This window comes from Robiginitalea biformata HTCC2501, assembly GCF_000024125.1.
GTDB classification, from domain to species: domain Bacteria; phylum Bacteroidota; class Bacteroidia; order Flavobacteriales; family Flavobacteriaceae; genus Robiginitalea; species Robiginitalea biformata.
Window position 1 is genome coordinate 2,929,083 of sequence record NC_013222.1, and the last position, 23,782, is coordinate 2,952,864.

27 protein-coding genes are annotated in these 23,782 nt (G+C 55.2%); 14 read left to right on the plus strand and 13 right to left on the minus strand.

What is annotated here, in order from left to right; genetic code table 11:
• Positions 1 to 122 precede the first annotated feature (122 nt).
• Positions 123 to 1,391, minus strand: a complete 1,269-nt coding sequence (locus RB2501_RS13005; protein WP_015755310.1) for a DEAD/DEAH box helicase — start codon at positions 1,389 to 1,391, stop codon at positions 123 to 125.
• A 207-nt stretch (positions 1,392 to 1,598) separates the two neighbouring features.
• Between RB2501_RS13005 and RB2501_RS13010 the strand changes: the two genes are divergently transcribed.
• The gene (locus tag RB2501_RS13010; RefSeq protein WP_015755311.1) at positions 1,599 to 2,246 is read left to right on the plus strand and encodes an MCP four helix bundle domain-containing protein; all 648 of its coding nucleotides are present in this window, start codon (positions 1,599 to 1,601) and stop codon (positions 2,244 to 2,246) included.
• Positions 2,247 to 2,277: 31 nt separating this feature from the next.
• On the opposite strand, the gene RB2501_RS13015 is transcribed toward RB2501_RS13010, so the two are convergent.
• On the minus strand, positions 2,278 to 2,841 hold the full coding sequence (locus RB2501_RS13015; RefSeq protein ID WP_015755312.1) for a mycothiol transferase: 564 nt from the start codon (positions 2,839 to 2,841) through the stop codon (positions 2,278 to 2,280).
• A gap of 152 nt (positions 2,842 to 2,993) precedes the next feature.
• On the opposite strand from RB2501_RS13015, the gene RB2501_RS13020 reads away from it, so the two are divergent.
• The 7 genes from RB2501_RS13020 (at position 2,994) to RB2501_RS13050 (ending at position 10,879) form a co-directional block, all read left to right on the plus strand.
• The gene (locus RB2501_RS13020; protein WP_015755313.1) at positions 2,994 to 6,227 is read left to right on the plus strand and encodes a VPS10 domain-containing protein; all 3,234 of its coding nucleotides are present in this window, start codon (positions 2,994 to 2,996) and stop codon (positions 6,225 to 6,227) included.
• A gap of 144 nt (positions 6,228 to 6,371) precedes the next feature.
• On the plus strand, positions 6,372 to 7,091 hold the full coding sequence (locus RB2501_RS13025; RefSeq protein WP_049764868.1) for a DUF2490 domain-containing protein: 720 nt from the start codon (positions 6,372 to 6,374) through the stop codon (positions 7,089 to 7,091).
• A gap of 47 nt (positions 7,092 to 7,138) precedes the next feature.
• Positions 7,139 to 8,353, plus strand: coding sequence for a bifunctional alpha/beta hydrolase/OsmC family protein (locus RB2501_RS13030; protein ID WP_015755315.1), 1,215 nt, complete (start codon positions 7,139 to 7,141; stop codon positions 8,351 to 8,353).
• Entirely contained in the window at positions 8,350 to 8,841 is a 492-nt protein-coding gene (locus RB2501_RS13035) for a YdeI/OmpD-associated family protein (protein ID WP_015755316.1), read from the plus strand. Before RB2501_RS13030 ends, RB2501_RS13035 begins: the two co-directional genes overlap by 4 nt.
• Positions 8,842 to 8,895: 54 nt before the next feature.
• Positions 8,896 to 9,483 (plus strand): superoxide dismutase family protein, encoded by a 588-nt coding sequence (locus RB2501_RS13040; protein ID WP_015755317.1) that lies wholly within the window; start codon positions 8,896 to 8,898, stop codon positions 9,481 to 9,483.
• A gap of 44 nt (positions 9,484 to 9,527) precedes the next feature.
• Positions 9,528 to 10,058: an RNA polymerase sigma factor gene (locus tag RB2501_RS13045; RefSeq protein WP_015755318.1), complete on the plus strand. Its 531-nt coding sequence runs from the start codon at positions 9,528 to 9,530 to the stop codon at positions 10,056 to 10,058.
• Complete coding sequence (locus RB2501_RS13050; RefSeq protein WP_015755319.1) at positions 10,058 to 10,879, plus strand: anti-sigma factor; 822 nt, start codon at positions 10,058 to 10,060, stop codon at positions 10,877 to 10,879. Before RB2501_RS13045 ends, RB2501_RS13050 begins: the two co-directional genes overlap by 1 nt.
• 34 nt (positions 10,880 to 10,913) lie before the next feature.
• On the opposite strand, the gene RB2501_RS13055 is transcribed toward RB2501_RS13050, so the two are convergent.
• The 5 genes from RB2501_RS13055 to RB2501_RS13070 form a co-directional block, all read right to left on the minus strand.
• Entirely contained in the window at positions 10,914 to 11,612 is a 699-nt protein-coding gene (locus tag RB2501_RS13055) for a TIGR04283 family arsenosugar biosynthesis glycosyltransferase (RefSeq protein WP_015755320.1), read from the minus strand.
• Positions 11,613 to 11,727: 115 nt separating this feature from the next.
• On the minus strand, positions 11,728 to 11,853 hold the full coding sequence (locus tag RB2501_RS16450; RefSeq protein WP_015755321.1) for a hypothetical protein: 126 nt from the start codon (positions 11,851 to 11,853) through the stop codon (positions 11,728 to 11,730).
• A gap of 203 nt (positions 11,854 to 12,056) precedes the next feature.
• Positions 12,057 to 13,346, minus strand: a complete 1,290-nt coding sequence (locus tag RB2501_RS13060) for a tetratricopeptide repeat protein (protein ID WP_015755322.1) — start codon at positions 13,344 to 13,346, stop codon at positions 12,057 to 12,059.
• A 113-nt stretch (positions 13,347 to 13,459) separates the two neighbouring features.
• Positions 13,460 to 14,236 (minus strand): DUF4331 family protein, encoded by a 777-nt coding sequence (locus RB2501_RS13065; protein ID WP_041327255.1) that lies wholly within the window; start codon positions 14,234 to 14,236, stop codon positions 13,460 to 13,462.
• Between the two features lie 20 nt (positions 14,237 to 14,256).
• A complete protein-coding gene (locus tag RB2501_RS13070) occupies positions 14,257 to 14,934 on the minus strand; it encodes a DUF4331 family protein (protein ID WP_015755324.1) in 678 nt (225 codons plus the stop codon).
• A gap of 169 nt (positions 14,935 to 15,103) precedes the next feature.
• Here RB2501_RS13070 and RB2501_RS13075 point away from each other — a divergent pair, with 169 nt between their 5' ends.
• Entirely contained in the window at positions 15,104 to 16,297 is a 1,194-nt protein-coding gene (locus RB2501_RS13075; RefSeq protein WP_015755325.1) for an LETM1-related biofilm-associated protein, read from the plus strand.
• Positions 16,298 to 16,358: 61 nt separating this feature from the next.
• On the opposite strand, the gene RB2501_RS13080 is transcribed toward RB2501_RS13075, so the two are convergent.
• The 6 genes from RB2501_RS13080 to RB2501_RS13105 form a co-directional block, all read right to left on the minus strand.
• Positions 16,359 to 17,114, minus strand: coding sequence for a LytR/AlgR family response regulator transcription factor (locus RB2501_RS13080; RefSeq protein ID WP_015755326.1), 756 nt, complete (start codon positions 17,112 to 17,114; stop codon positions 16,359 to 16,361).
• 48 nt (positions 17,115 to 17,162) lie between these two features.
• Positions 17,163 to 17,477: a 2TM domain-containing protein gene (locus tag RB2501_RS13085; RefSeq protein WP_015755327.1), complete on the minus strand. Its 315-nt coding sequence runs from the start codon at positions 17,475 to 17,477 to the stop codon at positions 17,163 to 17,165.
• Between the two features lie 54 nt (positions 17,478 to 17,531).
• Positions 17,532 to 17,834 (minus strand): 2TM domain-containing protein, encoded by a 303-nt coding sequence (locus RB2501_RS13090; protein WP_015755328.1) that lies wholly within the window; start codon positions 17,832 to 17,834, stop codon positions 17,532 to 17,534.
• Between the two features lie 25 nt (positions 17,835 to 17,859).
• On the minus strand, positions 17,860 to 18,141 hold the full coding sequence (locus RB2501_RS13095; RefSeq protein WP_015755329.1) for a 2TM domain-containing protein: 282 nt from the start codon (positions 18,139 to 18,141) through the stop codon (positions 17,860 to 17,862).
• A gap of 102 nt (positions 18,142 to 18,243) precedes the next feature.
• Positions 18,244 to 19,581 (minus strand): 2TM domain-containing protein, encoded by a 1,338-nt coding sequence (locus RB2501_RS13100; RefSeq protein WP_015755330.1) that lies wholly within the window; start codon positions 19,579 to 19,581, stop codon positions 18,244 to 18,246.
• A gap of 194 nt (positions 19,582 to 19,775) precedes the next feature.
• Positions 19,776 to 20,609, minus strand: a complete 834-nt coding sequence (locus RB2501_RS13105; protein WP_041327850.1) for an alpha/beta fold hydrolase — start codon at positions 20,607 to 20,609, stop codon at positions 19,776 to 19,778.
• A gap of 238 nt (positions 20,610 to 20,847) precedes the next feature.
• Here RB2501_RS13105 and RB2501_RS13110 point away from each other — a divergent pair, with 238 nt between their 5' ends.
• The 5 genes from RB2501_RS13110 (at position 20,848) to RB2501_RS13130 (ending at position 23,691) form a co-directional block, all read left to right on the plus strand.
• Positions 20,848 to 21,456, plus strand: a complete 609-nt coding sequence (locus RB2501_RS13110; RefSeq protein ID WP_015755333.1) for an FMN-binding negative transcriptional regulator — start codon at positions 20,848 to 20,850, stop codon at positions 21,454 to 21,456.
• 44 nt (positions 21,457 to 21,500) lie between these two features.
• Positions 21,501 to 21,881, plus strand: coding sequence for a hypothetical protein (locus RB2501_RS13115; protein WP_015755334.1), 381 nt, complete (start codon positions 21,501 to 21,503; stop codon positions 21,879 to 21,881).
• Positions 21,874 to 22,383 (plus strand): GNAT family N-acetyltransferase, encoded by a 510-nt coding sequence (locus RB2501_RS13120; protein WP_015755335.1) that lies wholly within the window; start codon positions 21,874 to 21,876, stop codon positions 22,381 to 22,383. Before RB2501_RS13115 ends, RB2501_RS13120 begins: the two co-directional genes overlap by 8 nt.
• Before the next feature lie 158 nt (positions 22,384 to 22,541).
• The gene (locus RB2501_RS13125) at positions 22,542 to 22,961 is read left to right on the plus strand and encodes a DUF2141 domain-containing protein (RefSeq protein ID WP_015755336.1); all 420 of its coding nucleotides are present in this window, start codon (positions 22,542 to 22,544) and stop codon (positions 22,959 to 22,961) included.
• 271 nt (positions 22,962 to 23,232) lie between these two features.
• Positions 23,233 to 23,691, plus strand: a complete 459-nt coding sequence (locus RB2501_RS13130) for a hypothetical protein (RefSeq protein WP_015755337.1) — start codon at positions 23,233 to 23,235, stop codon at positions 23,689 to 23,691.
• Positions 23,692 to 23,782: the final 91 nt, after the last annotated feature.

Genomic DNA, 23,782 nt, shown 5'->3' on the forward strand with positions numbered 1-23,782 from the left:
GGCCGTTACCCGGGTTTCATTAAAGGTAGTGAAAAGCCCGGTACCCGGTGCCGGTTCCGTATACCCGCATCCTGCAGGATACCCGTCCGCCCGCGGGTAATTCCCCCCAGGAATACTTGCATCTAGCGCCTGCGGCCCCGGTTTTGGCGCCCCTGTCCTCCGCCGCCCCTCTTCCGGGAGGCGAAATACTCCTGCTTGCGACGCTGCTTCTCCTTTTCGAATTCCTGCTTCTCGGCAGCCGTCATCGGGCGCTCCGTCTGCGGGAATGGGTGGTCCTCCACCCGTTCGATTTTCAGGTCGATCAGTTTTTCAATATCGCGGATATAGGCGTTTTCCTCCGGTTCGCAGAGGGAGATGGAGACCCCTTCCTCCCCGGCGCGCCCGGAGCGCCCAATTCGGTGGACGTAGGTCTCTGCCACATTCGGGATGTCGAAATTCACCACATAGCGCAGCTGGTCGATGTCGATGCCCCGGGCGGCAATATCCGTAGCCACCAATACGCGGACCTTCCCGTCCTTGAACTGGCCAAGCGCTTTCTGGCGCTGGTTCTGGGATTTGTTCCCGTGGATGGCCGCGGCTGAAATTTTCTTCTTGCCCAGGTTTTTTACGATGCGGTCCGCCCCGTGCTTGGTCCGGGCGAATAGCAGTACCTGGTCCATGTCCGGGTCCTTTAGGATATGCAGCAGCAAATCGTTCTTGTCGGATTTATTGGTATAGTAGAGGTATTGGCGGATGGTTTCCGCCGTTGAGGAAACCGGGCTAACGGCTACCTTCACCGGGTCGCTCAGGATTTTCCGGGAAAGGGAAACGATGTCATCCGGCATGGTTGCGGAAAAAAACAGGGATTGCCGTTCCGCGGGCAGTCGGGCGATGATCTTCCGGATATCGTGGATAAAGCCCATGTCCAGCATGCGGTCCGCTTCGTCCAGCACAAAGTACTCCACCTTGCTCAGGGAAATGATCCCCTGGTCCATCAGGTCCAGCAGACGTCCCGGGGTAGCCACCAGTATATCGACCCCCCTGCGGAGGGCTTCTACCTGTTTGCCCTGTTTCACCCCGCCAAAGATGACGGTGTTGCGAATGCCGGTATAATGGCCGTAAGCCGTAAGGCTTTCCCCGATCTGGATGGCGAGTTCCCGGGTGGGCGTGACGATCAGCGCATTGACTACGCCGCGTTTACCGCCGTAACGTCGGTCGCGTTCCAGATGCTGCAGGATGGGGATGGCAAAGGCCGCCGTTTTTCCGGTCCCGGTCTGGGCGCTTCCCATTACGTCACGCCGGTTGAGGACGTGGGGGATTGCCTGGGCCTGGATATCGGTGGGGCGGGAATAATTTTCTTTTTTCAGGGCCCGGAGAATGGGCTCTGCTAGTTCGAGTTGTTCAAATGTCATAGGGATGTATCGGTGAGATCCCCTGAGTTTTCAAACACCGGAACCTCGGATTAAGGGCGCGAAGGTACTGTTATATTCCGGTATTTTTCACGGAATTGGGAAATAATTGGGGAAGGGCAGCCCAGGCAGCCTGTTTTGATAAGGTGCCCAAATCCCTTACATTACGGAGAGGCATACTGCCTTATCAGGATACCAACCCCGGGGCTTATGAAGAAAGATAAAATCAGATTTTTTGCGGGCCTGTTGCTCGTATTCTTTGTCATCCTGGCCACCTACCGCATCGACCAGGCGAATTTTGACAAGGTGGAAGATTCCATCATCACTATCTATGAAGACCGGTTGGTGGTGAAGGACCTGATTTTCAAAATCGCAGACCTCCTGGACGAAAAACGCATGGCCCTGGCCACCTCGGATACCGCCTTCTTCCAGCGGCGCAACGCGGTGGTCGATGCCCAGATCGGGCAGTTGTTGCGGTTGTTCCGGGAAACCCGGTTAACCGAGAACGAAGAGCGGACGCTAACCGACTTCGGGGAACAAATCGAGCAGCTGCAGGCTGCGGAGGCCGAAATGGCGAACCCCGCAACGCATCCGGACCGGGACGAACTGTCCACGAGGCTGGAAGTTCTGAAGGGGCAGGCCCGGACGCTTTCGGACATCCAGCTCAGCGAGGGGAAACGCCAACTCCTGATCGGTTCCCGGGCCATCCGGTCCAGCAAGCTCCTGATGCAGGTAGAATTGATTGTCCTGATTGTGCTTGCCCTGGGCATCCAGTTCCTGGTTTTGCAGAAGCCCCGGAGAAAAACAAAAGAGCCGAAAGAGCCGGAAGAAAAAACCTTCAAGGGGAAGATTACCTGAGTCCTTTTACGACTGAGTCCTTTTACGACGCTTAATCGGGGAATCGTTGTTTAACCAGTGCAATCTGCCCCATGTGTGCTGACGCGTGTTCGAGGACATGAAACCATACCCAATGGTTGTTGACTCCTTCCTCAATTTCAGACGCCAGCCAGGCATCGTCCCGGGATTTGAGGCCTCCCAGGGTTTTCTCCCGTACGGTATCCCAGATATCCAGGTAATGGGCAATCGGTTTGCCGGTGAAGGTTTCCCGCGACGCCTCCCCAAGGTCCGAGGCTGCCCCCCAAAAGGCCATGTCTTCTGCAGACCAGGCATTCCCTTCCAGGGTCTCGATCTGGTAATAGGCCTCGGTAGCCGCCAGGTGCATAATCAGGGCGCCGATGCTGTTGGCCCGATCATCGAACCTAAAATCAGTTTCAGCCAGGCTCAGGTCCCGGACATCGGCTTCAATCCGGTCTTTGATTTCCTCCAACATGTCCACCACTATCCCGATTTGGGGCGTAAATCCTTCAACCGGTTCAACTGCGTATTGGGCTTTTGCAGGGGCATTTAACCCGACGATACCCATTAAGAGCACGAGCCTGATAATATTCTTCATTGAGTTCAGATATAAAATAGCGAATCGGTAGGGAAACGAGTTAAATATAAGGCAGATCCCTATGGAGGCTGTTTCTAGCGGGCCTTCTTAACACACCTTTAAGAAATCCCCGGACCCCTTTTCGTATTTTTAGGCCGCTAACTAATTCCCTTATGAAAAAACGACTTCTCGCAGCCCTGCTGCTGGCGGCAGCCCCCCTGTTTTCCCAACAATTCAACATGCAACTCGCAGGCGACCTGAAACCCCGGAATATCGGCCCGGGCGGAATGAGCGGCCGGGTAACGGCGATCGACGTGGTAACGGAGGATCCCGAGGTGATGTACGTCGGGACAGCTTCCGGCGGCCTGTGGAAAAGCACCTCCGGGGGAATCAAATGGGAACCGGTCTTCGACGACCAGGTTACCGCGAGTATTGGGGCGGTGGCCATCCAGCAGAGCAACCCCTCGGTGATCTGGGTGGGGACCGGCGAAGGCAACCCCAGGAACAGCCTCAATGGCGGATACGGGGTATTCCGCTCCCTGGATGCCGGGAAATCCTGGCAGCGGATGGGGCTGGAACAAACACGCCATATCCACCGGATTATCATCGACCCCACCGACCCCGAAACGGTGTATGTCGGGGCCATTGGCTCCCCCTGGGGGGAACACCCGGAACGGGGGGTATTCAAGACCACCGACGGGGGCGAAACCTGGGAGAAAATCCTGTTTGTCAACAACAAAACCGGCGTGGGGGACATGGTCATGGACCCCTCCAACCCGAACAAACTGATCGTGGGGATGTGGGAGCACCGTCGCTGGCCGTGGTTCTTTGAATCCGGAGGGCCAGGAAGCAGGCTGTACATGACCCACGACGGGGGTAAGTCCTGGAAACAACTCACCGATGCGGACGGCCTGCCCAAGGGGAACCTGGGGCGGATTGGCCTGGCCATAGCCACGAATAAGCCCAACCGGGTCTACGCCCTGGTGGAATCCAAAAAGAATGCGCTCTACCGCAGCGATGACGGTGGGTTTTCCTGGAAAAAAATCAATGACGGGGACGATATCGGGAACCGTCCGTTCTATTACTCGGACCTGTATGTGGACCCGGAAAACGAAAACCGCGTGTATTCGGTATTTACCTATGTGAATGTCTCCGAGGACGGCGGCAAGTCCTTTACGGAACTCATGCCGGCATACGGTGTGGACAATGGCGTCCACCCGGACCACCACGCCTGGTGGATCCACCCGGAAAACGGGCAGTTTATGATGGACGGGAACGACGGGGGCCTGAACCTGACCATGGACGGGGGCAAGTCCTGGCGCTTTGTCGGTAACCTGCCGGTGGCCCAGTTCTACCATATTTCCGTGGACAACGAGTTTCCCTACAACGTATACGGGGGGATGCAGGACAACGGCTCCTGGCGGGGGCCGGCCTATGTCTGGAAAGCCCAGGGCATAAGGAATTCCTACTGGCAGGAAATCGCCTTCGGGGACGGCTTTGACGTAGTCCCGGACCCGGATGATTCCCGTTATGGATATGCGATGAGCCAGCAGGGATACGTGGGGCGCTACGATTATGTTACCGGGAATGATTACCTGGTCCGGCCCACGCCCCCCGATGACACCACGCGCCTCCGGTTTAACTGGAATGCCGCTATTGCGCAGGATCCGTACGACAACAGCACGGTGTATTTCGGCAGCCAGTTTGTGCACAAAAGCACGGACAAAGGACTCACCTGGTCGGTGATTTCGCCCGACCTGACCACCAACGACCCGGAAAAACAAAAGCAAAGCGAAAGCGGGGGGCTCACCCTGGATGCCACCGGGGCGGAAAACCACTGTACGATCCTGGTTATCGAACCCTCCCCGGCCGAGCGCAACCTGCTTTGGGTGGGTACGGACGACGGGCGCTTGCACATTACCCGTGACGGGGGCGGCACCTGGACCGAGGTGGGCACCAACATCAAAGGGCTGCCCAAAGGGAGCTGGATCCCGCAGATCAAGGCCTCTCCGGACAACCCGGGAGAAGCCCTGCTGGTAGCCAACGACTACCGGCGGTTCAACTATACGCCATACGCCTACCGGACCCGGGATTTCGGGCGGAGTTGGGAACGGATTGTGGACGCTGACGACGTGGCCTCCTATACGCTGTCGATCATCCAGGACCCTGAAAATCCAAACCTGCTTTTCCTGGGTACGGACGATGGGTTGTACTACAGTATGGACGGGGCATCCAGTTGGTCCAAATGGGACCACGGCTACCCGACAGTTTCCACTAAAGACCTGGCCATACATCCGCGGGAGCAGGACCTGGTCATCGGCACCTTCGGACGGGCGGCCTGGGTCCTGGACGATATCCGTCCCCTGAGGGCCATTGCCGGGAACCCGGCGGTCCTCGAGAAGGATATTGCCCTCTTCCCCACCCCCACTGCCTACCAGGCGGCCTACCAGCAACCCACCGGCAGCCGGTTTGGGGGGGACGCCATTTTCAACGGAGAGAATCGTCGGCGCGGGGCGATGATTACCTATTACCTGAAGTCCGGCAAAAAGGAAATGGATGCAGAAAAGAAAGGAGCCGGCAACAGCGGGGCAAATGAGAAGGAGTCGGCCCCGGGGGAAGACAACGAGGGGGAAGACAACGAGAAAATGACCCGGGACTCCGTTGTTTTCAAATTTTACGACGGGGAACGCCTGATCCGCACCCTCAAATACAAAACCCCCGATTCGGCGGGCCTGCACCGGATTTACTGGGGGCTGGATGAGGCGGGTGCAGACCGGCCTTCCCGATCCATCCGCAAACGCAACCGGGAACCCGGCGGCCCGGACGTGCTACCCGGCACCTATAAGGTGGTTGCCCATTTTGGCGAGTCCGCAGACAGCACAACCGTGAAGGTTGCAAGCGACCCGCGCCTGGACATCCCGCAGAAGGCTCTTACCGATGCCTACGAGACCTCCCGGAAATTGGAAGGGTGGCAGCAAACGGCTGCCGATGCCGTGCGGCAGCTCATCGAAAGCAAGAACATCGCGGAGGAATACCGGAAGGAACTCAAGAAAAAGGACGAGGAGGCCTTTAAGGACCCGATTGCCGCTTCCGGGGAGATCGTTAAGCAGATCGATTCCCTGGTGGCCCTGTACATCGGGAAGGAAGACAAACGCCAGGGCATCGTGCGCAACCCGGAAATGACCGTGATGCAGCGCCTGAGCAATGCATACGGCTATTCCAGCAGCCGCCCCGGCGGCCTCACCGCTACGGAGCGACAATTGATCCGGTTTGCCGAGGCAGACCTGCAGGCCGCCCTGGAAAAAACAAATGCATTTTTTACGGACCGTTGGGAAGCCTACCGGGACGAGATGGAAGCGCTGGAGGTAACTCCTTTTGAGGAAACTGAAACCTTCCGGCTGGAATAGGCGTCCTATTCCGGGAGACGACGAACCCACTTAAAAAACAAAGCCATGAAACGATTACTTTTTTTATCGCTCCTGGCCGTGGCTTTTGGCTGCAAGGAGGAGGCAGAACTGGAGAGTGAAACCCAATAAACGATCAGAGATTTTATGCGATTGATTAAAGACATCCAACAAGCGGGCCGGAGATCCGGCCTGCTATTGCTTTTAATACTGGGCGCAAATACCCTGCAAGCTCAGGTGAACGGGGAGGAAAAACTGGGGGCCTGGTACATGTACTTCGGGATGAACCAGGTGGCCGAACGCTGGAGCATCCACACCGAAGCGCAGTTCCGCTTCTATGAAACCACTGACAGCTTCAACCAGATGCTTTTGCGCACCGGGGCAAACTACCACATTTCCGATGAGGCCATCGCCACTTTCGGGTATGCGTACATCGATACGGACCCGACATTTGAAGGGGATGAGGCCCTGTTGAATAAAATCACCGAACACCGTATCTTCCAACAGTTTATCCTGAAAAACACCGTAAGCCGTTTCGCTTTTGAACACCGCTACCGGTTGGAGCAGCGGTTCCTGAATTTCGACGGCCCGACGGAAACCCAGCACCGGGCGCGATACAGGTTGCAGGTAACCTATCCGCTCGGGGACACGTTTTTCTTGAACTGGTACGACGAGGTCTTCCTGAACCTTCAGGGCAACATTTTTGGCCAGAACCGGCTCTACCTGGCACTCGGGGCCAAACTGAGCCCGACCCTGAGCGTTCAGGCGGGATACCTGAAAAACCATTTCTCAACCGCCCATTACGACCGGTTGCAACTCGGGGTTTTCTTTAATCCGGACCTGAGGCGGAAACAGGCAACCCCCTAACCCTCCAGGCGGTGGGAAGCACGTGCTGAACCGTTAAAACATTTGCCATGAAATCTGAAAGCATCCGATTTACCGGCGCCGGGAACCTGCAATTGGCGGGCAAGCTCGAATTGCCGGCCGATAGGAAACCCGCCGCTTTTGCACTGTTCGCCCACTGCTTTACCTGTTCCAAGGATTTGCGGGCGGTACGCGAAGTAGCCAGGTCGTTGACTATGAGCGGTTTTGGCGTTTTGCGCTTTGATTTTACCGGCCTGGGCGGCAGCGATGGCGAATTCGCATCCACGGATTTTTCGAGGAATATCGGGGATCTGGTGGCCGCTTCGGATTTCCTGAAATCCCATTTTGAGGCCCCGCAACTGCTCGTAGGCCATTCCCTGGGGGGTACCGCCTGTCTGGCTGCGGCTTTTGAGCTTCCCGATGTACGGGCGGTGGCAACCATCGGCAGCCCGGCCAACCCAAAGCATGTAACCGGCTTGTTGGGGGAATCCCTTGAAACCATCGAGACAACGGGCAGCGCCGAGGTCCGAATCGGCGGCCGGCCTTTCAGGATCCGGAAAGAATTCCTGGACGACCTGGAGGATCATCCCCTGGAAGAACGCCTGGGCTCCCTGGGGAAAGCCCTGTTGCTGTTGCATTCCCCCCAGGATACCATCGTGGGCATCGACCAGGCCGAACGGCTTTACAGGGCGGCCCGGCACCCCAAGAGTTTCATCACCCTGGACGGGGCCGACCACCTGCTCAGCCTGCCGTCCGATGCCCGGTACGCCGGTTCGGTGATTGCTTCCTGGGCAGCCCGGTATACGGTGCAACCAGACCAACCGCCCCTGAAAACGGAGCAGCAGGTGGTAGCCAGCCTGGAAGCGGACGCCGGGTTTACCACAAAAATGCTCGTGGGCAACCACCGCATGCTGGCGGACGAACCGGAGAGTTTCGGCGGCCGGGACCTGGGCCCGTCCCCTTACGAACTGGTGGCAGCAGGCCTTTCGGCCTGTACGGCCATGACGCTTCAGATGTACGCCAAACGAAAAAAATGGGACTTGCAGCACGTGGAAGTCCACACCTCCCACGGCAAAGAACACGCCCTTGATTGCGACCAGTGCGAATCCGGGGAGGCACGGATCGATACCTTTCGAAGGGAAATCCGCATAACCGGAGACCTGGATGAAAAGCAGGTGCAAAAACTGCTCGAAATCGCCGATAAGTGCCCGGTCCACAGAACCCTGCACGGACCCGTCCAAATCCTGACGCGCCTTTCGCCATGATCCGGAGCCCAGAGTTTGAAACCACCCTGCAGGATACCCATGCCCTGGCCCTACCGGATGCGGTAGTCCGTCCGTTCGTTGAAAAAGACATGCGCCGGGTGGTGGTTTGCGCCAGATTCGAAGGAAAATCCGTCCGTTATCACGCTGCACTCCAGAAGCGCCATGGGGCCTTTTATATAATGTTCAACCGGAAAAACCAGAAATCCCTGGGCGTCTTCCCCAATGATTATTTTACCGTGCGTCTCGAAGAAGACCAGACGGAGTTCGGGGTGGACTTGCCGCCCGAGCTCGAGGAAGTCTTCCGCCAGGACACAGATGCCCTTGAAATGTTTCGCCAATTAACCCCGGGGGCCTGCCGCTCTGTGATCTATTGGGTCCGGGGGGTGGCCTCCCCCCAAAGGCGTATCGAACGCTCCCTGACGGTCAGCCGCCGGCTGCACCAGGGGGCGAAAACAGCTAGTGATCTGGTTAAAGGAAAGCCGGATTGAGGTTGCCATCCATTGGAATATTCCCTATTTTTAGCCGAATCCAAAAACAGTAAAATGAAAAAGACCACCATAAGCGTAATCGCACTTCTTTTTGCAATCAGCTTCAGCTGCAAAGAAACCAAGAAAGAGGCCGACGCCGCCGCGGATGAAATGGAAGAAAATATGGAAACTGTCACTGAGGAAGTCAGTGAGGAAATCGTCAAGTTCACCATGGAGCCCAAGAGCGACAGCGGGGTGCAGGGAGACGTCAGTTTTACCGAGAAAGATGGAACAGTGATGATGGAGGCATCCTTCACAGGCCTCAGCGCAGGGGAACACGCCATCCACATCCACCAAAACGCCGATTGCTCGGCAGCTGACGGGACTTCTGCAGGCGGGCACTGGAACCCGACCGGGGAGCCCCATGGACAGTGGGGGGACGAAGCCGGATACCACAAAGGCGATATCGGGAATTTCACGGCCGCCGAAGATGGCACCGCCACTGTGGAATTCGAGACCGACCAATGGTGCCTGGGCTGTGAAGACCCGAACAAGAATATTATCGGCAAGGCCGTTATCGTACACCAGGGCGCGGACGACTTTACTTCCCAGCCCAGCGGGGCGGCCGGCGCGCGCGTAAGCTGCACCGGTATAATCCAATAATCCGCACAGGTTCCGATACCGAGCAAAACCCAGACCCTACCCTATTGGAACAGGACCTCCTGATTGAACAATTTAAGGCCGGCCGTTTAGCCGCCTTTAAAGAATTGCATACCCGGTATGCCCCGAATATCTGTGGGGTGATCCACACGATTTTAAGAAACCGGGAACGGGCCGAGGAGCTCACCCAGGACGTCTTTGTTAAAATCTGGGACTACCGGGCCAGTTACGACGCCTCCAAAGGCCGCTTCTTTACCTGGGTCCTGAATATTGCCCGCAATGCGGCAATCGACGAATTGCGCTCTAAATCGCACAAAGAGCAGCAATTGAACCTTCATACGACCTTTTTCGTAGATATGGCAGAAGAGCAGGAGGAGCAAACCTTCGGCGTGGACATGAATCGCGTCAAGGGGTTGATCCGCGGCCTTGGGAAAAAATGCCACCAGATCATCGAATTGCTGTATTTTAAAGGCCTGACGCAGAAAGAGTCTTCGGACTATTTGGACATCCCCCTGGGGACTGTTAAAACGCGGGTCCGCAACTGCATCTCCCGTCTTCGTAAAAATTTAGTCGACTGATGGATGTTCAAGCCTACATAGAATCCGGGATCCTCGAGCTGTACGTAGCCGGGGCACTTGGCGAAGACGAAAGCCGCGAGGTGACCCGCCTGGCTTCCGAACACCCGGAAATCCTGGCAGAAATACAGGCGATTGAATCGGCCTTTAACCGGTTGGGCAGCAGTCTGGCCCCGTCGGGTGCCCGGTTCGATTTTGAGTCAGTCCGGCAGCGGATCCAGGCGGATCCTTCGGAAGGACGGGCCGGGACCCCCGGCGTCAGGACCCTGGAACCCCGGAGGAAACCCTGGGCAACCTGGGCCGGCTGGGCGGCAGCCCTGGTACTCGGGGCCGGGCTTATATGGATGGCGAGCGAACGGCAGCGCCTGCAGGCCGATGTCCAGGTACTCCAGCAGGACAACCAGTTCCTGGAGCAACAGGTGGAGGCGACCCGGGAGGCCCTTGCCGACACCGATTCTATAATGCGGGAACTCCGGGACAAGAATATTTCCGTCGTGCCGCTCGACGGCCAACAGGTGGCCCCTGAGGCCTACGCCCGCGTGTACTGGAACCGGGATTCCGGGCAGTTGCTGATCGATGCGATCGGCCTGCCGGAGCCACCCCCGGGAATGGTCTATCAGGTATGGTCCCTGAAGCTGGATCCGCTGACCCCCACAAGTCTGGGCCTCCTGGAGGATTTTGCCTCCGAGGATGACCGGATCTTTGCCTTACCCAACCCGAATGAATCCGAGGCCTTTGGAATTACCCTGGAACCGGCAGGTGGAAGCGAGACACCCACCCTGGAGCAACTCTACACCCTCGGGGAGGTAAAAAAAGCTACTTAGTATCTTAGAATCACAAGCAGAACCGGATGCGATCCTATGGATTGGGGCGGAATAATTTCCCGTAGAGACGCTTGAGGGTGTCCGGTTTGCATCCGCAGTAAAAGAGTATCAAAAGGAAAAGGTTACTGAGGTTTACCCGCAGATAGGAATTCCGCTTATACTTCCGGGCGGAAACCACCATGTCATTATGGACGATTCGATAGGGGGTGCGGGCCCGTTTCATCCGACGAAAAAACTCAAAGTCTTCCATCAGGACCTGATCCGGGTCAAATCCGCCCAGGGCTTCAAACGTTTGTTTTTCAATAAACAGGCATTGATCCCCGCCTCCCGTAAAAAGCCCGTCCTTCCGGGTAAAATACCCATTGATCCGGAGCAGGAGCGTCGGGTTGTCGAAGCGATAGGAAAAAAAGCCCGCCTGGTAGTCTTCGGATAAGGTCCGGGAGATATCCCGGAAGAATTCGTCCGGCGGCCACACATCGGCATGTAAAAAGACGAGGGTTGTACCCCGGGCGCGCCTTGCACCTGCATTCATCTGGCTGGCCCGGCTTGTAGCCTCACATCTAACGGGTTCCAACCCCAGTTCCCTCAGGACCTCCGCAGAACCATCCCGGGTGGCACCGGACAGGACCGGCAGCAATTCCACGGGATGATCGCCCCGAATGCGCTGCAGGTGGGGGATTAACCGGCTCAGGTTGTTCCGTTCGTTATGGATGGGGATGACCACACTGATCATGGGCGGGAACTCGTAATTTGAAAAAATAAGGATGTTTTCGGAAATACGAGGTGACCCTCCGGGAGAAAAGTCCAGAAATTCCGGTTGGAGCCGCCAATAAGGTTCCTGGAGCGTATCAGTGCTTCATACGCAGCTGTCGTTCGGCTTTCTTGGTTTTTTGCAGGGAATGATGGGCCTGGTATACCATCACGGCAGAAAGTGCCATTGCGGTAATACCAAGGGAAAATAACAGGATTTCCATAACATATAGGTTTTAAGTTCCGGGCCTTTCGAAGGGGCGTCCGGCAGGCAGTTTGGGTTCTGGACTGGGCAATATATAGATTCGCGTCCATAATGAACAATAAAAATTCACAGTTTTCGATGAAAAGCCCTGATTCCCAAAAGGATCAGGGCTTATGTGTAGCAAAATCAATTTGAATCCTAAAAACCTCCGTTTCGAAAATGCTACATCTTCAATGTCCGCAACCGGGACAGGGATTCCGGTCCAAGCTCGTATACGGCCTCCTCGAGTTCGGCAGCCAGTTGGGCGGCCCGGCCCTGCATTCCTGAAGCCTTGTAGATCTCAGCCGCGTACAGGAGCGTTTGGGGTTCAAAGGTCTTGCCGTCCACTTGTTCGCGGATGAGCTCGAGGGCCCTGGAGGTATCGCCGTTTCGAAAGTAGGCATAGGCCAGCAGGCCATGGGTTTCCGGGGTTGGCCGATTGTTGACCTCGCGCCGTGCCAGGTCCAGGGCCTTGCCAACCTGCCCGGTCGATTCCAGGTAAAGCGAGGCGGCATGGGCGTTATACATATCTCCGTATCCCGGATCACTGAGCAGGCTGGCAAAGCGGTCCAGATAGACCGACTGGGCCTGCAAATTTCCCTGGGAGGCGGCAATATCCGCCTGTAACAATGCGATATCGGGGCTCTGGTAATAAGTAGACACGGTATCCAGAATACGCAGTGCCTCTCCAGGTTGTTTTTCGTGCGAATAGACGATCCAGGCGATGCCCTTTTTGGCATAGGCATTGGAGGGATCCAGCTGCAAGGCTTTCAGGTAGTGCTTATAGGATTTTTTAATTTCCCCTGCGTGGCCGTAGTAATCGGCCAGGTTCGTGTAGCACCATTGCAACAAAACGGGGTTCTTGCTTCGCCCGGCTGTTTCGGTTGCCAGTTCCAGTGTAGATATGGCCTTCGGGAGGTTCCCCCGGTGGTCGCTCCACTTGGCCAGGCGAATCAGGTAATCCATCCGGACCATGTCGGCAATTGCTTTCAGGTGCGTCTCGGCTTCTTCATATTCGCCCAACTCCATCAGGATATCGAATTGCAGGGCGTGGTTGGCCCGCATCCCGCTACCCATTGCCATGGCAGAGTCCGCCAGGGCGGCCGCTTCCCGGAATCGGTGTTGTGAAATGTAGTTTCGCGCCAGGGCCCGGTAAAAATCGGCTTTGCCGATGGCGGCAATTTCCACCCCGCGCTGCAGGGCCTGTTCCGCTTTTTTCAGGTAGTCGATGTTCCCGGTATTGTCAAACGCCCGGGCGTATTCGCCTGCGACAATTCCAAAACTCGTCAGCTGCAGGCTGTCCGGCCGTATCTTGTCGTTCCAGATCCGGAAATACTTGGATTCCGGGCCGGAAGGGGTCGCGGCTAGATAGGCGTCGTAGTCATTCGGATTCGTTATGCGTTCTTCGGCCTGATGCTGGCAACTGCTGAGCAGGACAACCGGCAACAGGAATAGATACAAAGTATATTTCATGATTGAGGATTTCTGAGGTTCAACATGTGATGGGTGTGCCACCGCGAATAAAGAAGGGGAGGGCCGTCCGGGGACGGGGTCCCTCCCCTGCTCTTTTTCACAGCAATTGCTTCTTATTCAGGCGCTCCCACATAGGGGAAGTCGGCGCTGAGGGTAGCGGTGAGGGCTACGCCGTCCGAGGTGAGCCTGGGCAGGTCCTGCATCCCGTCGCCATCCACATCCTGACCGCTGAAGCGGTCGCCTTCCATCCCGCCGAAGAGCAGGATCAGGCTGATATCGATTACGTCGTCCTGCAGGGTCCGCCCGGTCAGGCCGATTTCATCTCCGTCCGGCACCAGGATCCGACCGTCATTGTCGTTATCCGTACCCGGGTCGAAGTAGGTGGTGCGGGCATCCGGCGCCACTTCAAGCACGTCCGCCGCCAGGTAAGTGGTCAGCGTGGTGGCATCCAGCCCCAGGATATTCGTTTCGTAATCCACATCGGCCGGGTCCAGGCCAAGCAGGTTGGCATATACGTCGTGATACGCTTCAAGGCGCGCCTCGAATCCCGCCTGGAATGCCGCGGTCATCTCTGAGGGTATCGTGACGTTGTGGGCGTCTTTAACGCTCGCTTCGCCTTCCATGTCCGCGCTGAGGACCGTGTTGATCCCGGGCCGGCCCATGTGGTCCTGTTGCACGTAGGTACCGCTGAAGTCGGGTTCCATCCCTTCCATACAGGGGGTGCAGCTGCCGCCGCAGTCAATTCCGGTTTCATCGCCGTTCATGACGCCATCCGTACAGGTGGGGTTCATAACCATTTCCATTTCCTGCGGGTCGTCGTCGCTGCAGGACAGGGTGAGGCTCAACATTCCGATGAGGCCCAGGCCTGCTAAATATCTATATACTTTCATCATTGTAAATTTTTAGGGGTTTATGATTTGCGGTTGGTGGTTACCCAGGTTTTGTACACAGGTACGCCCAGGGCGTTTTGTCCGGTAGGGGTACCCAACATGCTGTTGGGGATTTCAATCACAATTGACATGGTGTTGGCACCGTCAAAGGTATCGGTGGCCTCTTCCGGGGGAAGGAAGCCCTCGGGCGCCATACCGCCTATTACCGCATTGAACTGGAAGAAATCAAAATAGAACGGATCCTGTCGGGGACCGGCAAATAAACGGACGCCGTCTGAGGTCGTTTCTACCGTGGCGGATGGCCCGGAAATCGCTACGCTTCCAATCGGGTTGTCCGTGTAGATTCCGCTGCTCGTCCCGGTGGTCGGTGTATCGCTCATGAAAAAATACATCATCCCGCTCCTCGGGATTGCCTGGATCACCCGGTCTTCCACCAGGTCGCCGTCCAGGTCGATGTTGATTTCCGTCACGACATCTTCGTCAAAACTGCCGTACGCCAGGTCCGGCAACACATTGGATTGCAGGTCTACCACGAATACCGTGTTGTCCGACCCCTCGTTGGGCTCAAATGCAAAAAAATCTGCGATATCCGCTGTCGTACCAGCCGCGGAAGGGGCGTCGATGTGGTCGGCAGCCACAATCAGTGCGGCCAGGCCAACCAGGCCAAGCACGCCGCCGTAAATGTTACTCTTTCTCATCTTTTAGTTTTTAGAGGTGATTCGCCAACACTTACGGAGGAAAGCTGCCGGGGTTCGGTTTAAAATGTTAAAATAACGTTAAAGCTATCTGCCGGGCACTTTAAATCAGCGGTCGCATACACCGGACATGGAAATAAAAATTAATTTGGCCCTTTAAATCTGACGGGTCGTGAATCCCTCTTCCTCGGGCTGGATTGAAAAATTCGGGCATCTGGCGTCCAGGCACGCCGAACCTTTTGACGATTTCGGGCAGCTATACCAGGCGCTCCGCAAATTGGGATTCTCCTATGGAATGAATATCGGCATCCCCTCCTTTATAGATCCCGCCCACAAGCTGACCCAGGACGAATACGCCAAGCTCAACCTTTTATACGGACTGTACGCCACCTATCAACTGCGCAACCGCACGGTGCGCTTCAACTATTTCCTGGAATCCGTTTTTAATTTTTACAAGGATCTGGAAGTAGGGCGCATCAACTTCCTTCAAAAAATCCTCAGCGGGAAGAAAACGTCCAGTCAACTGGAAAAACTCCTGGATTCCCGGATCTACCTGGAAGCCAATATGCTTTCCAAGACCTTCAACAGCATTATTACCAATTCGCTGTTGTTCGTGGATGTCCTTACCTACAAACACTACCTGGACGGACACCAGCAATTGCGGCTGTACGCAAGGAACCTGGAATTTGTGACCATCAACATCACCTCCCAGGCGCTTGGGAGCAAGAAAAAGAACCCCACGGACGAGCGGCTCAGGGAGTTGTTCCGGTCATCCATCACCTATATGGAAGATCAGGAGGCCGAACCGGACCTGAGTTACCGCGCCATGCTCGAGGACTACCGGGGTACGGGGGCCGCCCGGTATTTCCTGGATGTGGCCTGTCTGACGGTTTGGGAAGACGGGAACCTGGAGTTCCGCGAATCCGATTTTGTCTTTCTCCTGGGGGAAGAACTCGGGCTGGACCGCGAATATGTCCGCCAGGCATTGGAAGATGTAACCCGGTTTTTCGGAAGCCACGCCGGGGAAATTTCGGTCCTCAACGACGGGCGGTTCTACGACGGCATGAGCCAGGTGGTCAACAAGCTGATCCGGCGGAACAGCAAACGGCTGCAAAACGAATTGTCCCAAAGCAGGGAACTCATGTACCTGCTCTCAAAATCCACTGTCCGGGAACTCACCGAGGAGGAGAAAAGAAAGGTACAGGAACAGCTCGTGGATATCTTTAAGAGCATCCCGTCGCTCGCTATTTTCCTGTTGCCAGGCGGGGCCGTTTTACTTCCGATGTTCATCAGTCTGATTCCCCGACTACTTCCCTCTTCGTTCGACGAAAACCGGGTGGATCCGGAGGAGGAATTGGAGAAATAAGCGGTATAAGAATATTCTATAGTGGATATTTAATAGTTGTTATTCAGGTTTTTGAACCTATTTACTCCAACCATAACTTAAAGTCCTTTACCCGTTCCCGGCTTACGATGATTTCGCGCTCATCATAACGGTTCAATTTGATTTTAAGGCGGGAATTCGCATACGCGATGATGTCTTTTATGTGGTCGACATTCACAAAGAATTTCCGGCTTACCCGGAAAAATTTCGACGGTTCCAGTTCGTCTTCCAATTGCTCAAGGGTCGTGTCGAGCAGGTAGGTACGCCCCTCTTTTGTGGCTGCGTAGGTACCCTTGTTTTCCGAGAGAAAACATTCAATTTCGTCCGCATGGAGAATTTTAAGGTGCTGCCCCACCCGTGCCGTAAACCGCTTTTTGTAATCCCGCTCCAGCGGGTTGACCAGGAGCTTTCGGATGTCCTCAAAATCGACTTGCAAGGGCGCATTGGCCGCTGTTCGTTCCCGGAACTTTTTCAGGGACGCTGCCAACTCGTCCTCGTCGATAGGCTTGAGCAGGTAGTCAATACTGTTTAGCTTGAAGGCCTGCAGGGCGTATTCGTCGTAGGCGGTGGTGAAGATGATGGGGGAGCGCACCTCCACAGCATCGAAAATCTCAAAGGAAAGACCGTCCGAAAGCTGGATGTCCAGGAATATCAGGTCCGGGTTGTCGTGCTTCCGGAACCATTCGATGGCCTCCTCTACCGAATGGAGCAGGACCGCGGCAGTAACCCCGTGCTTTTCCAGCATACGGGAAAGGCGCCGTGCCGCAGGCTTCTCGTCTTCAATAATAATGGCGTTCAAAAGCGGTTGGTTTTATTGATGGAATATTGCGATTTCCTGAATATCAGGTTACTTGAATTTTTCGGATTCCCTCCGGTCCTTCTCCATATACTTCCGGATTTGCTCGTCTTCCCATTTTTTGCCGAAGAATGGGAGCCAGCCAAATACCTTGGCCCCGTGGAAAGCCAATCCGATTCCCCAAAACAACGGGGTGTACAGGCTATACCATTGGAAGAGCGCCTGCCCGTCGTAGAAGATCCGGATGTTCTGCACAATCAGGAGCATTAAATTTATAAAAATAAATACGCTCAGGTGGATGTAGAACCCCTTGATCTCCTCCACGCGTTTTTTTGCCCTTTTAAGCTTTTCTTCTGGTGTTTCCATAACTACTTCTATCAATCGGCCGCTGTATGCAGCCGGGCCGGACCCTTAACGGGTCTATTCCCACCGTTTCGGATTGCGCTCCTCTTCTTCCATCAATTCCCGGATCTTGCGCTCTTCCCAGTCCCGTGAGAAAAACGGGTTCAGGTTAAAGGTATGGAGGGCGTGGAAAAAAAGCCCGATCCCCCATCCCAGGGCTGCCCAAAGGAACCATTTGTAGTCCCAGTACGTCAGGTAATTTATAATTCCCAACAGGGTAATGACGAAGATATAGGATGCGACATTCCCGTAGAACTTCTTGAGTTCCTCCACGCGCTCCCTGGCGCGGATGTATTTGCTTTCCTTTTTGAAATCTTCCATGGCGATTCGTTTTTTGGTTTTCAGGTTAAAATTCCTCCCGCGACATGTATTCGCGGATTTTGCGATCCTCCCATCCCCGGCCCAGGACCAGGTCGTAGCCAAATACCTTCAGGCCGTGCATCAACAGTCCGAACCCCCAGCCAATTGCGGGAAATAAAGCCCAGGGGAAACTGGTCGTCCGCCAGTTCAGCCAGATGAGGAAAGGGATAACAATCAGGTAGGTGATCAGGTTGCCGTAGAATCCGCGTATATCCTCGACGCGTTTCTTGGCGCGCAGGTAGCGGTCTGCATGTGAAAAGTCTTCCATTGTAGTTGTTTTTAGTTTCTGCATCAAATATGCAACGCAGGGCCCGCTAACTGAATTTATTCCGACCGAATTGTCGAAACCCGCTACCGAACCGCGGTGTACCTAAAAATCGTCCTTCTCCATCAATTCCCGGATCTTCCGCTCCTCCCAGCCCTTGCCCCAAAGCGGGTTGTATCCAAAGGCCTCCAACCCGTGCATCACCACCCCAAACCCCCAGCCGACGGCCGGGAATATGGCCCAGGGGAAGTCCGTACTCCGCAAATTCAACCAGGCCAGGAAAGGGATCACGATGCAGTATGCGGTCAGGTTCCCGTAAAAGTTCTTGATGGCTTCCACCCGTTCTTTCGCCTTTAAGTAGCGCTTATCTTCCAGGTACTCCTCCTGACGGCTCACACGTCTAACCTGTCGGGTCAACAGCGGCAGGGACACGCGGAACGTTTTGTCGTCCCGGGCAATTTCCACCTGTCGGTCCGTCAACAGGGCATAGCGCTGGCGGATGTTCCGAAGCCCCACCCCGCTCGATTTTTTTACCACGGCCTTCTCCTGCAGGTTGTTGGAGACCACTACCCTGCCGTCCAGTTCCCTGACGTGTATATGCAGGGGGCGGGAAGGGGTTACCACATTGTGTTTTACCGCGTTCTCCAGGAGCAATTGCAGCGAAAGCGGGACAATCCGGGCTTCCGGGTTGCTGCTGGCTTCGGGGATCTCGAAAACGATACTGTCTTCAAACCGCATCTTCAGGAGGCGGACGTAGGTGTGGGCAAAGGCGAATTCCTCGTCCACGGTGACAAGCTCCTTGTTTTTCTGCTCGAGGACGTATCGGTACACCTTGGAGAGGGAGGTTGTAAATCGCTGGGCCTGTTCGGGGTCTTCGTCAATCAGGCTCGTGAGTACATTCAGGCTGTTGAACAGGAAATGCGGGTCCAGCTGGTTCTTCAGGGCGTCGAATTGCGCAGCGGCCGTACCTGCTATAATTTTCTGTTGCTTTACGCGGGTTTCCTGCCGGTACTTGTTGTAATAAAAAAGGTAAAAGATCCCAGAGACCACCAGGGCAATCAGCAGGGAAATCGCATAATAGTCTGGGGTCTGCCGTTTCAGGAAGGACCCCACCGGTTCCCCCATCATCAGAACATAAACCGTAAAATTGGCCAGGGCAATGGCCAATAGGGAAACCAGGGCATTGCCCGCCAGGGAAAGGGCCAGGTTTTTCCATTTGAAAATCCGGTTCCCCCAGCGCCTGAGGGCAAAGAAGATAACATAGGCGTTGGCCAGGTAGATAAACAGCGTAAAGACCATGTGTTGTAAAAAATCCAGCAACTGGTCCATACTCCAGGTGAACTCCCGGCCCAGGAAATAATAGATTCCCAGGAAAACGATGTAAATGGCCACTCCCACGACGCTCGCGCGGCCCAATTCAATAAAAAATCGTTTCCAACCCATAGTGCGCTTTAAATGTAGCAAATGTTCGGGGAGCAACAGCCACCCCCTGCGAATGCCGGACAATTGCGACCCGGAGGCCGCGCATACGAAACCCGGAGGCATTCCCCACAGGTTCCAAAGAACCGGTATGCGCTCCGGGCCTGAAAATTTAACCCTCCGAATTGTCGGATCCGGCGGCTGAACTGTCTATTGGCTTACTTTTTCAGGAACCCTGCCAGCATTTCGTTGAGTTCCCTTGCATGGGTCAGGTGGAGTCCGTGCGGGGCTCCTTCCAGTACTTTGAGGGTAGCATCCGGGATGCCGCTGGCCGCCTGCCGGGCCGAAGTTTCTATGGGGACCGTCTGGTCGCCATCCCCGTGTACCACAAGGGCGGGCACCCGGACGTTGGCGAGTTCCGGCCTGAAATCCGTATGCATCCAGGCAAGGGCAGTCTGGATGGTGGCCCTGGGGGATGCGTGGGAGGCCACGATGAAGTCGTAATCGAGCTGTGCCTGGCTGATGCGGTCCTTTGCCGCGTTCTCGTCAAAATTGTAAAACCCTTTTGAAAATTCCTTCAGGAAGCCTACCCGGTCTTTCTGCAGTGCCTCCTTGATGGAGTCCAGTGTTTCCACTGGGACACCCCCGGGATTGTCATCGTGTTGCTTGACCAGGGGGATGATGGAGCTGACCAGGGCAATTTTGTCGATGCGGTTGTCTCCAAAATCCGTCAGGTAGCGGATAACTTCGCCCCCGCCCATCGAAAACCCAACCAGTACGCAATTGTCGAGTTTGAGTTGTTCGATGATCTCGTTCAAATCACCTGCCAGGTCGGAGTACCCGTAGCCGTCCCAGGGGGCAGAGCTGATCCCGAACCCCCGCCGGTCATAGGAAATGCACCGGTAGCCGGATTCGACGAGCTTCCAGACTTGCTGTTCCCACATCTTATTGCTCAGGGGCCACCCGTGAATCAGGATAACGGGCTGTCCTTTCCCATAGTCTTCATAATAAATACTGTGTTCTTCCTCTTTGCTGTGTGTAATAAATGGCATATTCTCTTTTATATTTAAACTACGGGGTTTCCCTGGAATCCCTTGCCGGAATGCCATGGAATCCGTGCTGTATGCAAAGTTTGGAGTGCGGTTGAATTTACCGGACATGCATGCCGGAATTGCACCATCCGGAATTGCACCATCCGGAATTGCGCCATCCGGAAACGGCCAAATTGCTACCTTTGGAATTCTGTCAGGCTTTTGCCGCAGGATAAAAAATATCAAGTGATACCACTCCATGTATATCCCGGATAAATACCGGATAGAAGATCCGCGGGTGATCCGGGAATTCCTGGAAGCACATTCCTTTGGCCTGCTTGTCTGCAACGGGCCGGCAACACCGATGGCCACCCATTTACCCCTTGAGCTCATACCCGGCAAGTACCCCCTGGAGCTATGCGGCCACGTTGCCCGGGCCAATCCGCAGTGGAAACATATCCGGGACGGACAGGAAGTCCTTTGTATTTTCCAGGGGCCCCACAGCTACGTATCCTCCTCATGGTACCGGGAGGAAGAGGTGCCCACCTGGAACTATATGGCGGCACACGTCCGGGGGGTCTACAACGTTCAGGATGCCGATCAGCTGCGGGCCTCCCTGGATCGACTGGTAGACAAATACGAAAGCGATTCCGTGGAGCCGGTATCCATGGAGGGGTTTTCGCCGGCCACACTCCGTCAAATCCGGGGCATTATCGGGTTTACGGTCCGCGTAACAGCCGTGGACGTTGCCTTTAAGCTATCGCAGGGCCGCGGGGAGGACCTCAACCGGATAATCGGCGAACTCAGCCAAAGAGGCGGGTTATCCGCAGCAGTGGCTGACGCGATGAAAAAGCATCTACTGTCTTGATTCTGAACGGTGAAATCGATACCTTGTAGGAAATTCAACCCACCATGTTACACAACAAATTCTGGCAGGGCTTCTTTGCCCTTGCACCGGTTGCGGGGCTCGTGTTGCTCTTTGCCGGCTATGCCGTATTCATGTTTACCCTCTTTGGAAATATCGAGCGGTTCGAAGGCCAGGAGGCCCCGCCGGCCAGCTTTTTTGGCGGGTTGGGCGTGTTTATTGCCATGATCCTGCTATTGGTCCTCGTCAGCCTGGGGAGCCTGGTGTTTTATATTGTTCACGCCGTTAAAAATCCGAACCTCCAGCACAACAACCTGCTGCTGGTGTGGATCCTGCTATTCATTTTTGCCAACGGTATCGGGCAGGTAATTTACTGGGTAGTCGAAATCCTGGGGAACCGTAAGTCGGCCCCCCTTCAGGATGGCTGACACATTTCCCGAGGCCCCGGATAGCATGCACCCGGGAAACGATGTGCGAATCGTGCCCTATACCCCCGCGTACCGGGAGGCCTTTTTTAGGCTGAACCAGGCGTGGATTGAACGATATTTCGAGATGGAACCCAGGGACTATCAGGTGTTAGGCAACCCGCAGGAAACGATCCTGGATCCCGGGGGCCATATTCTGGTTGCCCTTGCCGGGGGGCAGCCGGTTGGGGTCTGCGCCCTGCTCGCCTCCGCACGGCCGGGATACGATTTTGAACTGGCCAAAATGGGGGTGGACCCTGCCTCCCAGGGGCGTGGGATCGGGCGTGCACTGGCCCGGGCCATCCTGGAAGTAGCCCGGAATTCCGGAGCCCGGAAAATCTTCCTGGAAAGCAGCACCCGCCTGCCGGCAGCCCTGTCGCTCTATCGGAAACTGGGCTTCCGGGAAATTGCCGGGGGCCCCTCCCCCTACAAACGCTCGGATATCCGGATGGGCCTTTCCCTTTGATTACCCCTAAATTACCTGAGTAACTTGCCCCGAGTAATCTCTCAGGCCGGCACCTCTCACGGTTCGGGGGCCGAAATCCCCAATTCAGCAAGTTTGTTTTTTATGCCGCAAATGGGTTTTGCAGATTTGGGCCAGGTTCAACACAAAAAACGCAACCCATGAAAACACGCATCTTATTTACACTGGCATTACTTCTTTCCCTCGGCCTCGGCGCCCAGGATTTTAAAGGGGCTACCGTTACCGTTACCCTGGAAAACGTCCTGAATGATCAGGGCGATATCCTGGCCGCCCTGCACACGGACCAGACGTTTATGAAAGGGGCCGGGATCAAAAACTTTAAGGCCGGCGCATCTCCGGGGTCCCTGACATTCACCTTTGAAAACGTCACCCCCGGCACATACGCCGTTTCCGTCCTGCACGACCTGAATAGCAACGAGCGGATGGATTTTGAGAGCAACGGCATGCCCTCCGAACCTTATGGGATGAGCGGCAACGACATGGCGATGGGGCCGCCCACTTTTGGCGGGGCCGCCTTTGAGGTGGGCTGGGACGACGTGGAATTGCATATCCGCTTCTGACCCTGGACCCTATTCATCCTGCCGGGACCTTACCCCGGAACAACGCATAAACAAAGCCATCCCGCGGGATGGCTTTTGCCTTGCAATCTGTGGGGTTATTAAACTTGTTCCGCCAACCAGGCCCTTATCATAAAGACAATTATCCACCGTCGCTAATTCAAGAGCGATTTAAAGGTGTCGGAGACTAAGTTATCTGAAAGTTTTATAATAATAGTAGGGTTAAATACGTTCTGGTTGTTATTGGATACCAAATCTTTAAAATTCAAAAATTATGAAATCGTTAAAATTTGCCTTTTTACTTTCCGCCTTGGTACTGTTTATATCCTGTAGTAAGGATGATGACTCTTTTGCAAGGGTAAGTGTTAACGGCACCCAACTTACCGCCAGCCCTTCGGATTTTACCGTGGGCGACACCTCGGATTTCAACGGGGATGTGGATGCGAGCTTCACCGGGAATGGCGGGACTACTATCCGAATGTTCAGCTGGAACAACAACCTGAGTACCGCTGATTATAACGCGGATGTAACGCTTGCGGTTGAAGGAAGTTTCCGAATCATCGTAGAAGATGCCGATGGGATGCCCGTATTGGACCGGACCATCCAGGGCGGATCCGAGCCAGATTCCATCAGCGGGGTAACCGATTCAGGGGCTTCGGGCATCTGGACTGTGACCATTGAGGTCAAGAACTTCAATGGAGACGGCAGCTTTTCTCTGAGCGAAGGCAACTAAAATACATTCTCTTATATCGTTAAGCCCTGCGGAGTTCCCGCAGGGCTTTTTTAATTCCGACTATCCTTCGGGTTCTCTCATTGGTTTCAAT

Bases quoted from the DNA above. Each gene is read 5' to 3' on its own strand.
- RB2501_RS13090 (WP_015755328.1), bottom strand. From the start codon at position 17,834: ATGGAAGATTTCAAAAAGGAAAGCAAATACATCCGCGCCAGGGAGCGC.
- RB2501_RS13120 (WP_015755335.1), top strand. From the start codon at position 21,874: ATGGCTGACACATTTCCCGAGGCCCCGGATAGCATGCACCCGGGAAAC.
- RB2501_RS13110 (WP_015755333.1), top strand. From the start codon at position 20,848: ATGTATATCCCGGATAAATACCGGATAGAAGATCCGCGGGTGATCCGG.
- RB2501_RS13035 (WP_015755316.1), top strand. From the start codon at position 8,350: ATGATCCGGAGCCCAGAGTTTGAAACCACCCTGCAGGATACCCATGCC.
- RB2501_RS13030 (WP_015755315.1), top strand. From the start codon at position 7,139: ATGAAATCTGAAAGCATCCGATTTACCGGCGCCGGGAACCTGCAATTG.
- RB2501_RS13065 (WP_041327255.1), bottom strand. From the start codon at position 14,236: ATGAAAGTATATAGATATTTAGCAGGCCTGGGCCTCATCGGAATGTTG.
- RB2501_RS13085 (WP_015755327.1), bottom strand. From the start codon at position 17,477: ATGGAAACACCAGAAGAAAAGCTTAAAAGGGCAAAAAAACGCGTGGAG.
- RB2501_RS13050 (WP_015755319.1), top strand. From the start codon at position 10,058: ATGGATGTTCAAGCCTACATAGAATCCGGGATCCTCGAGCTGTACGTA.
- RB2501_RS13010 (WP_015755311.1), top strand. From the start codon at position 1,599: ATGAAGAAAGATAAAATCAGATTTTTTGCGGGCCTGTTGCTCGTATTC.
- RB2501_RS13025 (WP_049764868.1), top strand. From the start codon at position 6,372: ATGCGATTGATTAAAGACATCCAACAAGCGGGCCGGAGATCCGGCCTG.
- RB2501_RS13095 (WP_015755329.1), bottom strand. From the start codon at position 18,141: ATGGAAGACTTTTCACATGCAGACCGCTACCTGCGCGCCAAGAAACGC.
- RB2501_RS13040 (WP_015755317.1), top strand. From the start codon at position 8,896: ATGAAAAAGACCACCATAAGCGTAATCGCACTTCTTTTTGCAATCAGC.
- RB2501_RS13100 (WP_015755330.1), bottom strand. From the start codon at position 19,581: ATGGGTTGGAAACGATTTTTTATTGAATTGGGCCGCGCGAGCGTCGTG.
- RB2501_RS13105 (WP_041327850.1), bottom strand. From the start codon at position 20,609: ATGCCATTTATTACACACAGCAAAGAGGAAGAACACAGTATTTATTAT.
- RB2501_RS13015 (WP_015755312.1), bottom strand. From the start codon at position 2,841: ATGAAGAATATTATCAGGCTCGTGCTCTTAATGGGTATCGTCGGGTTA.
- RB2501_RS16450 (WP_015755321.1), bottom strand. From the start codon at position 11,853: ATGGAAATCCTGTTATTTTCCCTTGGTATTACCGCAATGGCACTTTCT.
- RB2501_RS13020 (WP_015755313.1), top strand. From the start codon at position 2,994: ATGAAAAAACGACTTCTCGCAGCCCTGCTGCTGGCGGCAGCCCCCCTG.
- RB2501_RS13060 (WP_015755322.1), bottom strand. From the start codon at position 13,346: ATGAAATATACTTTGTATCTATTCCTGTTGCCGGTTGTCCTGCTCAGC.
- RB2501_RS13125 (WP_015755336.1), top strand. From the start codon at position 22,542: ATGAAAACACGCATCTTATTTACACTGGCATTACTTCTTTCCCTCGGC.
- RB2501_RS13005 (WP_015755310.1), bottom strand. From the start codon at position 1,391: ATGACATTTGAACAACTCGAACTAGCAGAGCCCATTCTCCGGGCCCTG.
- RB2501_RS13055 (WP_015755320.1), bottom strand. From the start codon at position 11,612: ATGATCAGTGTGGTCATCCCCATCCATAACGAACGGAACAACCTGAGC.
- RB2501_RS13070 (WP_015755324.1), bottom strand. From the start codon at position 14,934: ATGAGAAAGAGTAACATTTACGGCGGCGTGCTTGGCCTGGTTGGCCTG.
- RB2501_RS13130 (WP_015755337.1), top strand. From the start codon at position 23,233: ATGAAATCGTTAAAATTTGCCTTTTTACTTTCCGCCTTGGTACTGTTT.
- RB2501_RS13115 (WP_015755334.1), top strand. From the start codon at position 21,501: ATGTTACACAACAAATTCTGGCAGGGCTTCTTTGCCCTTGCACCGGTT.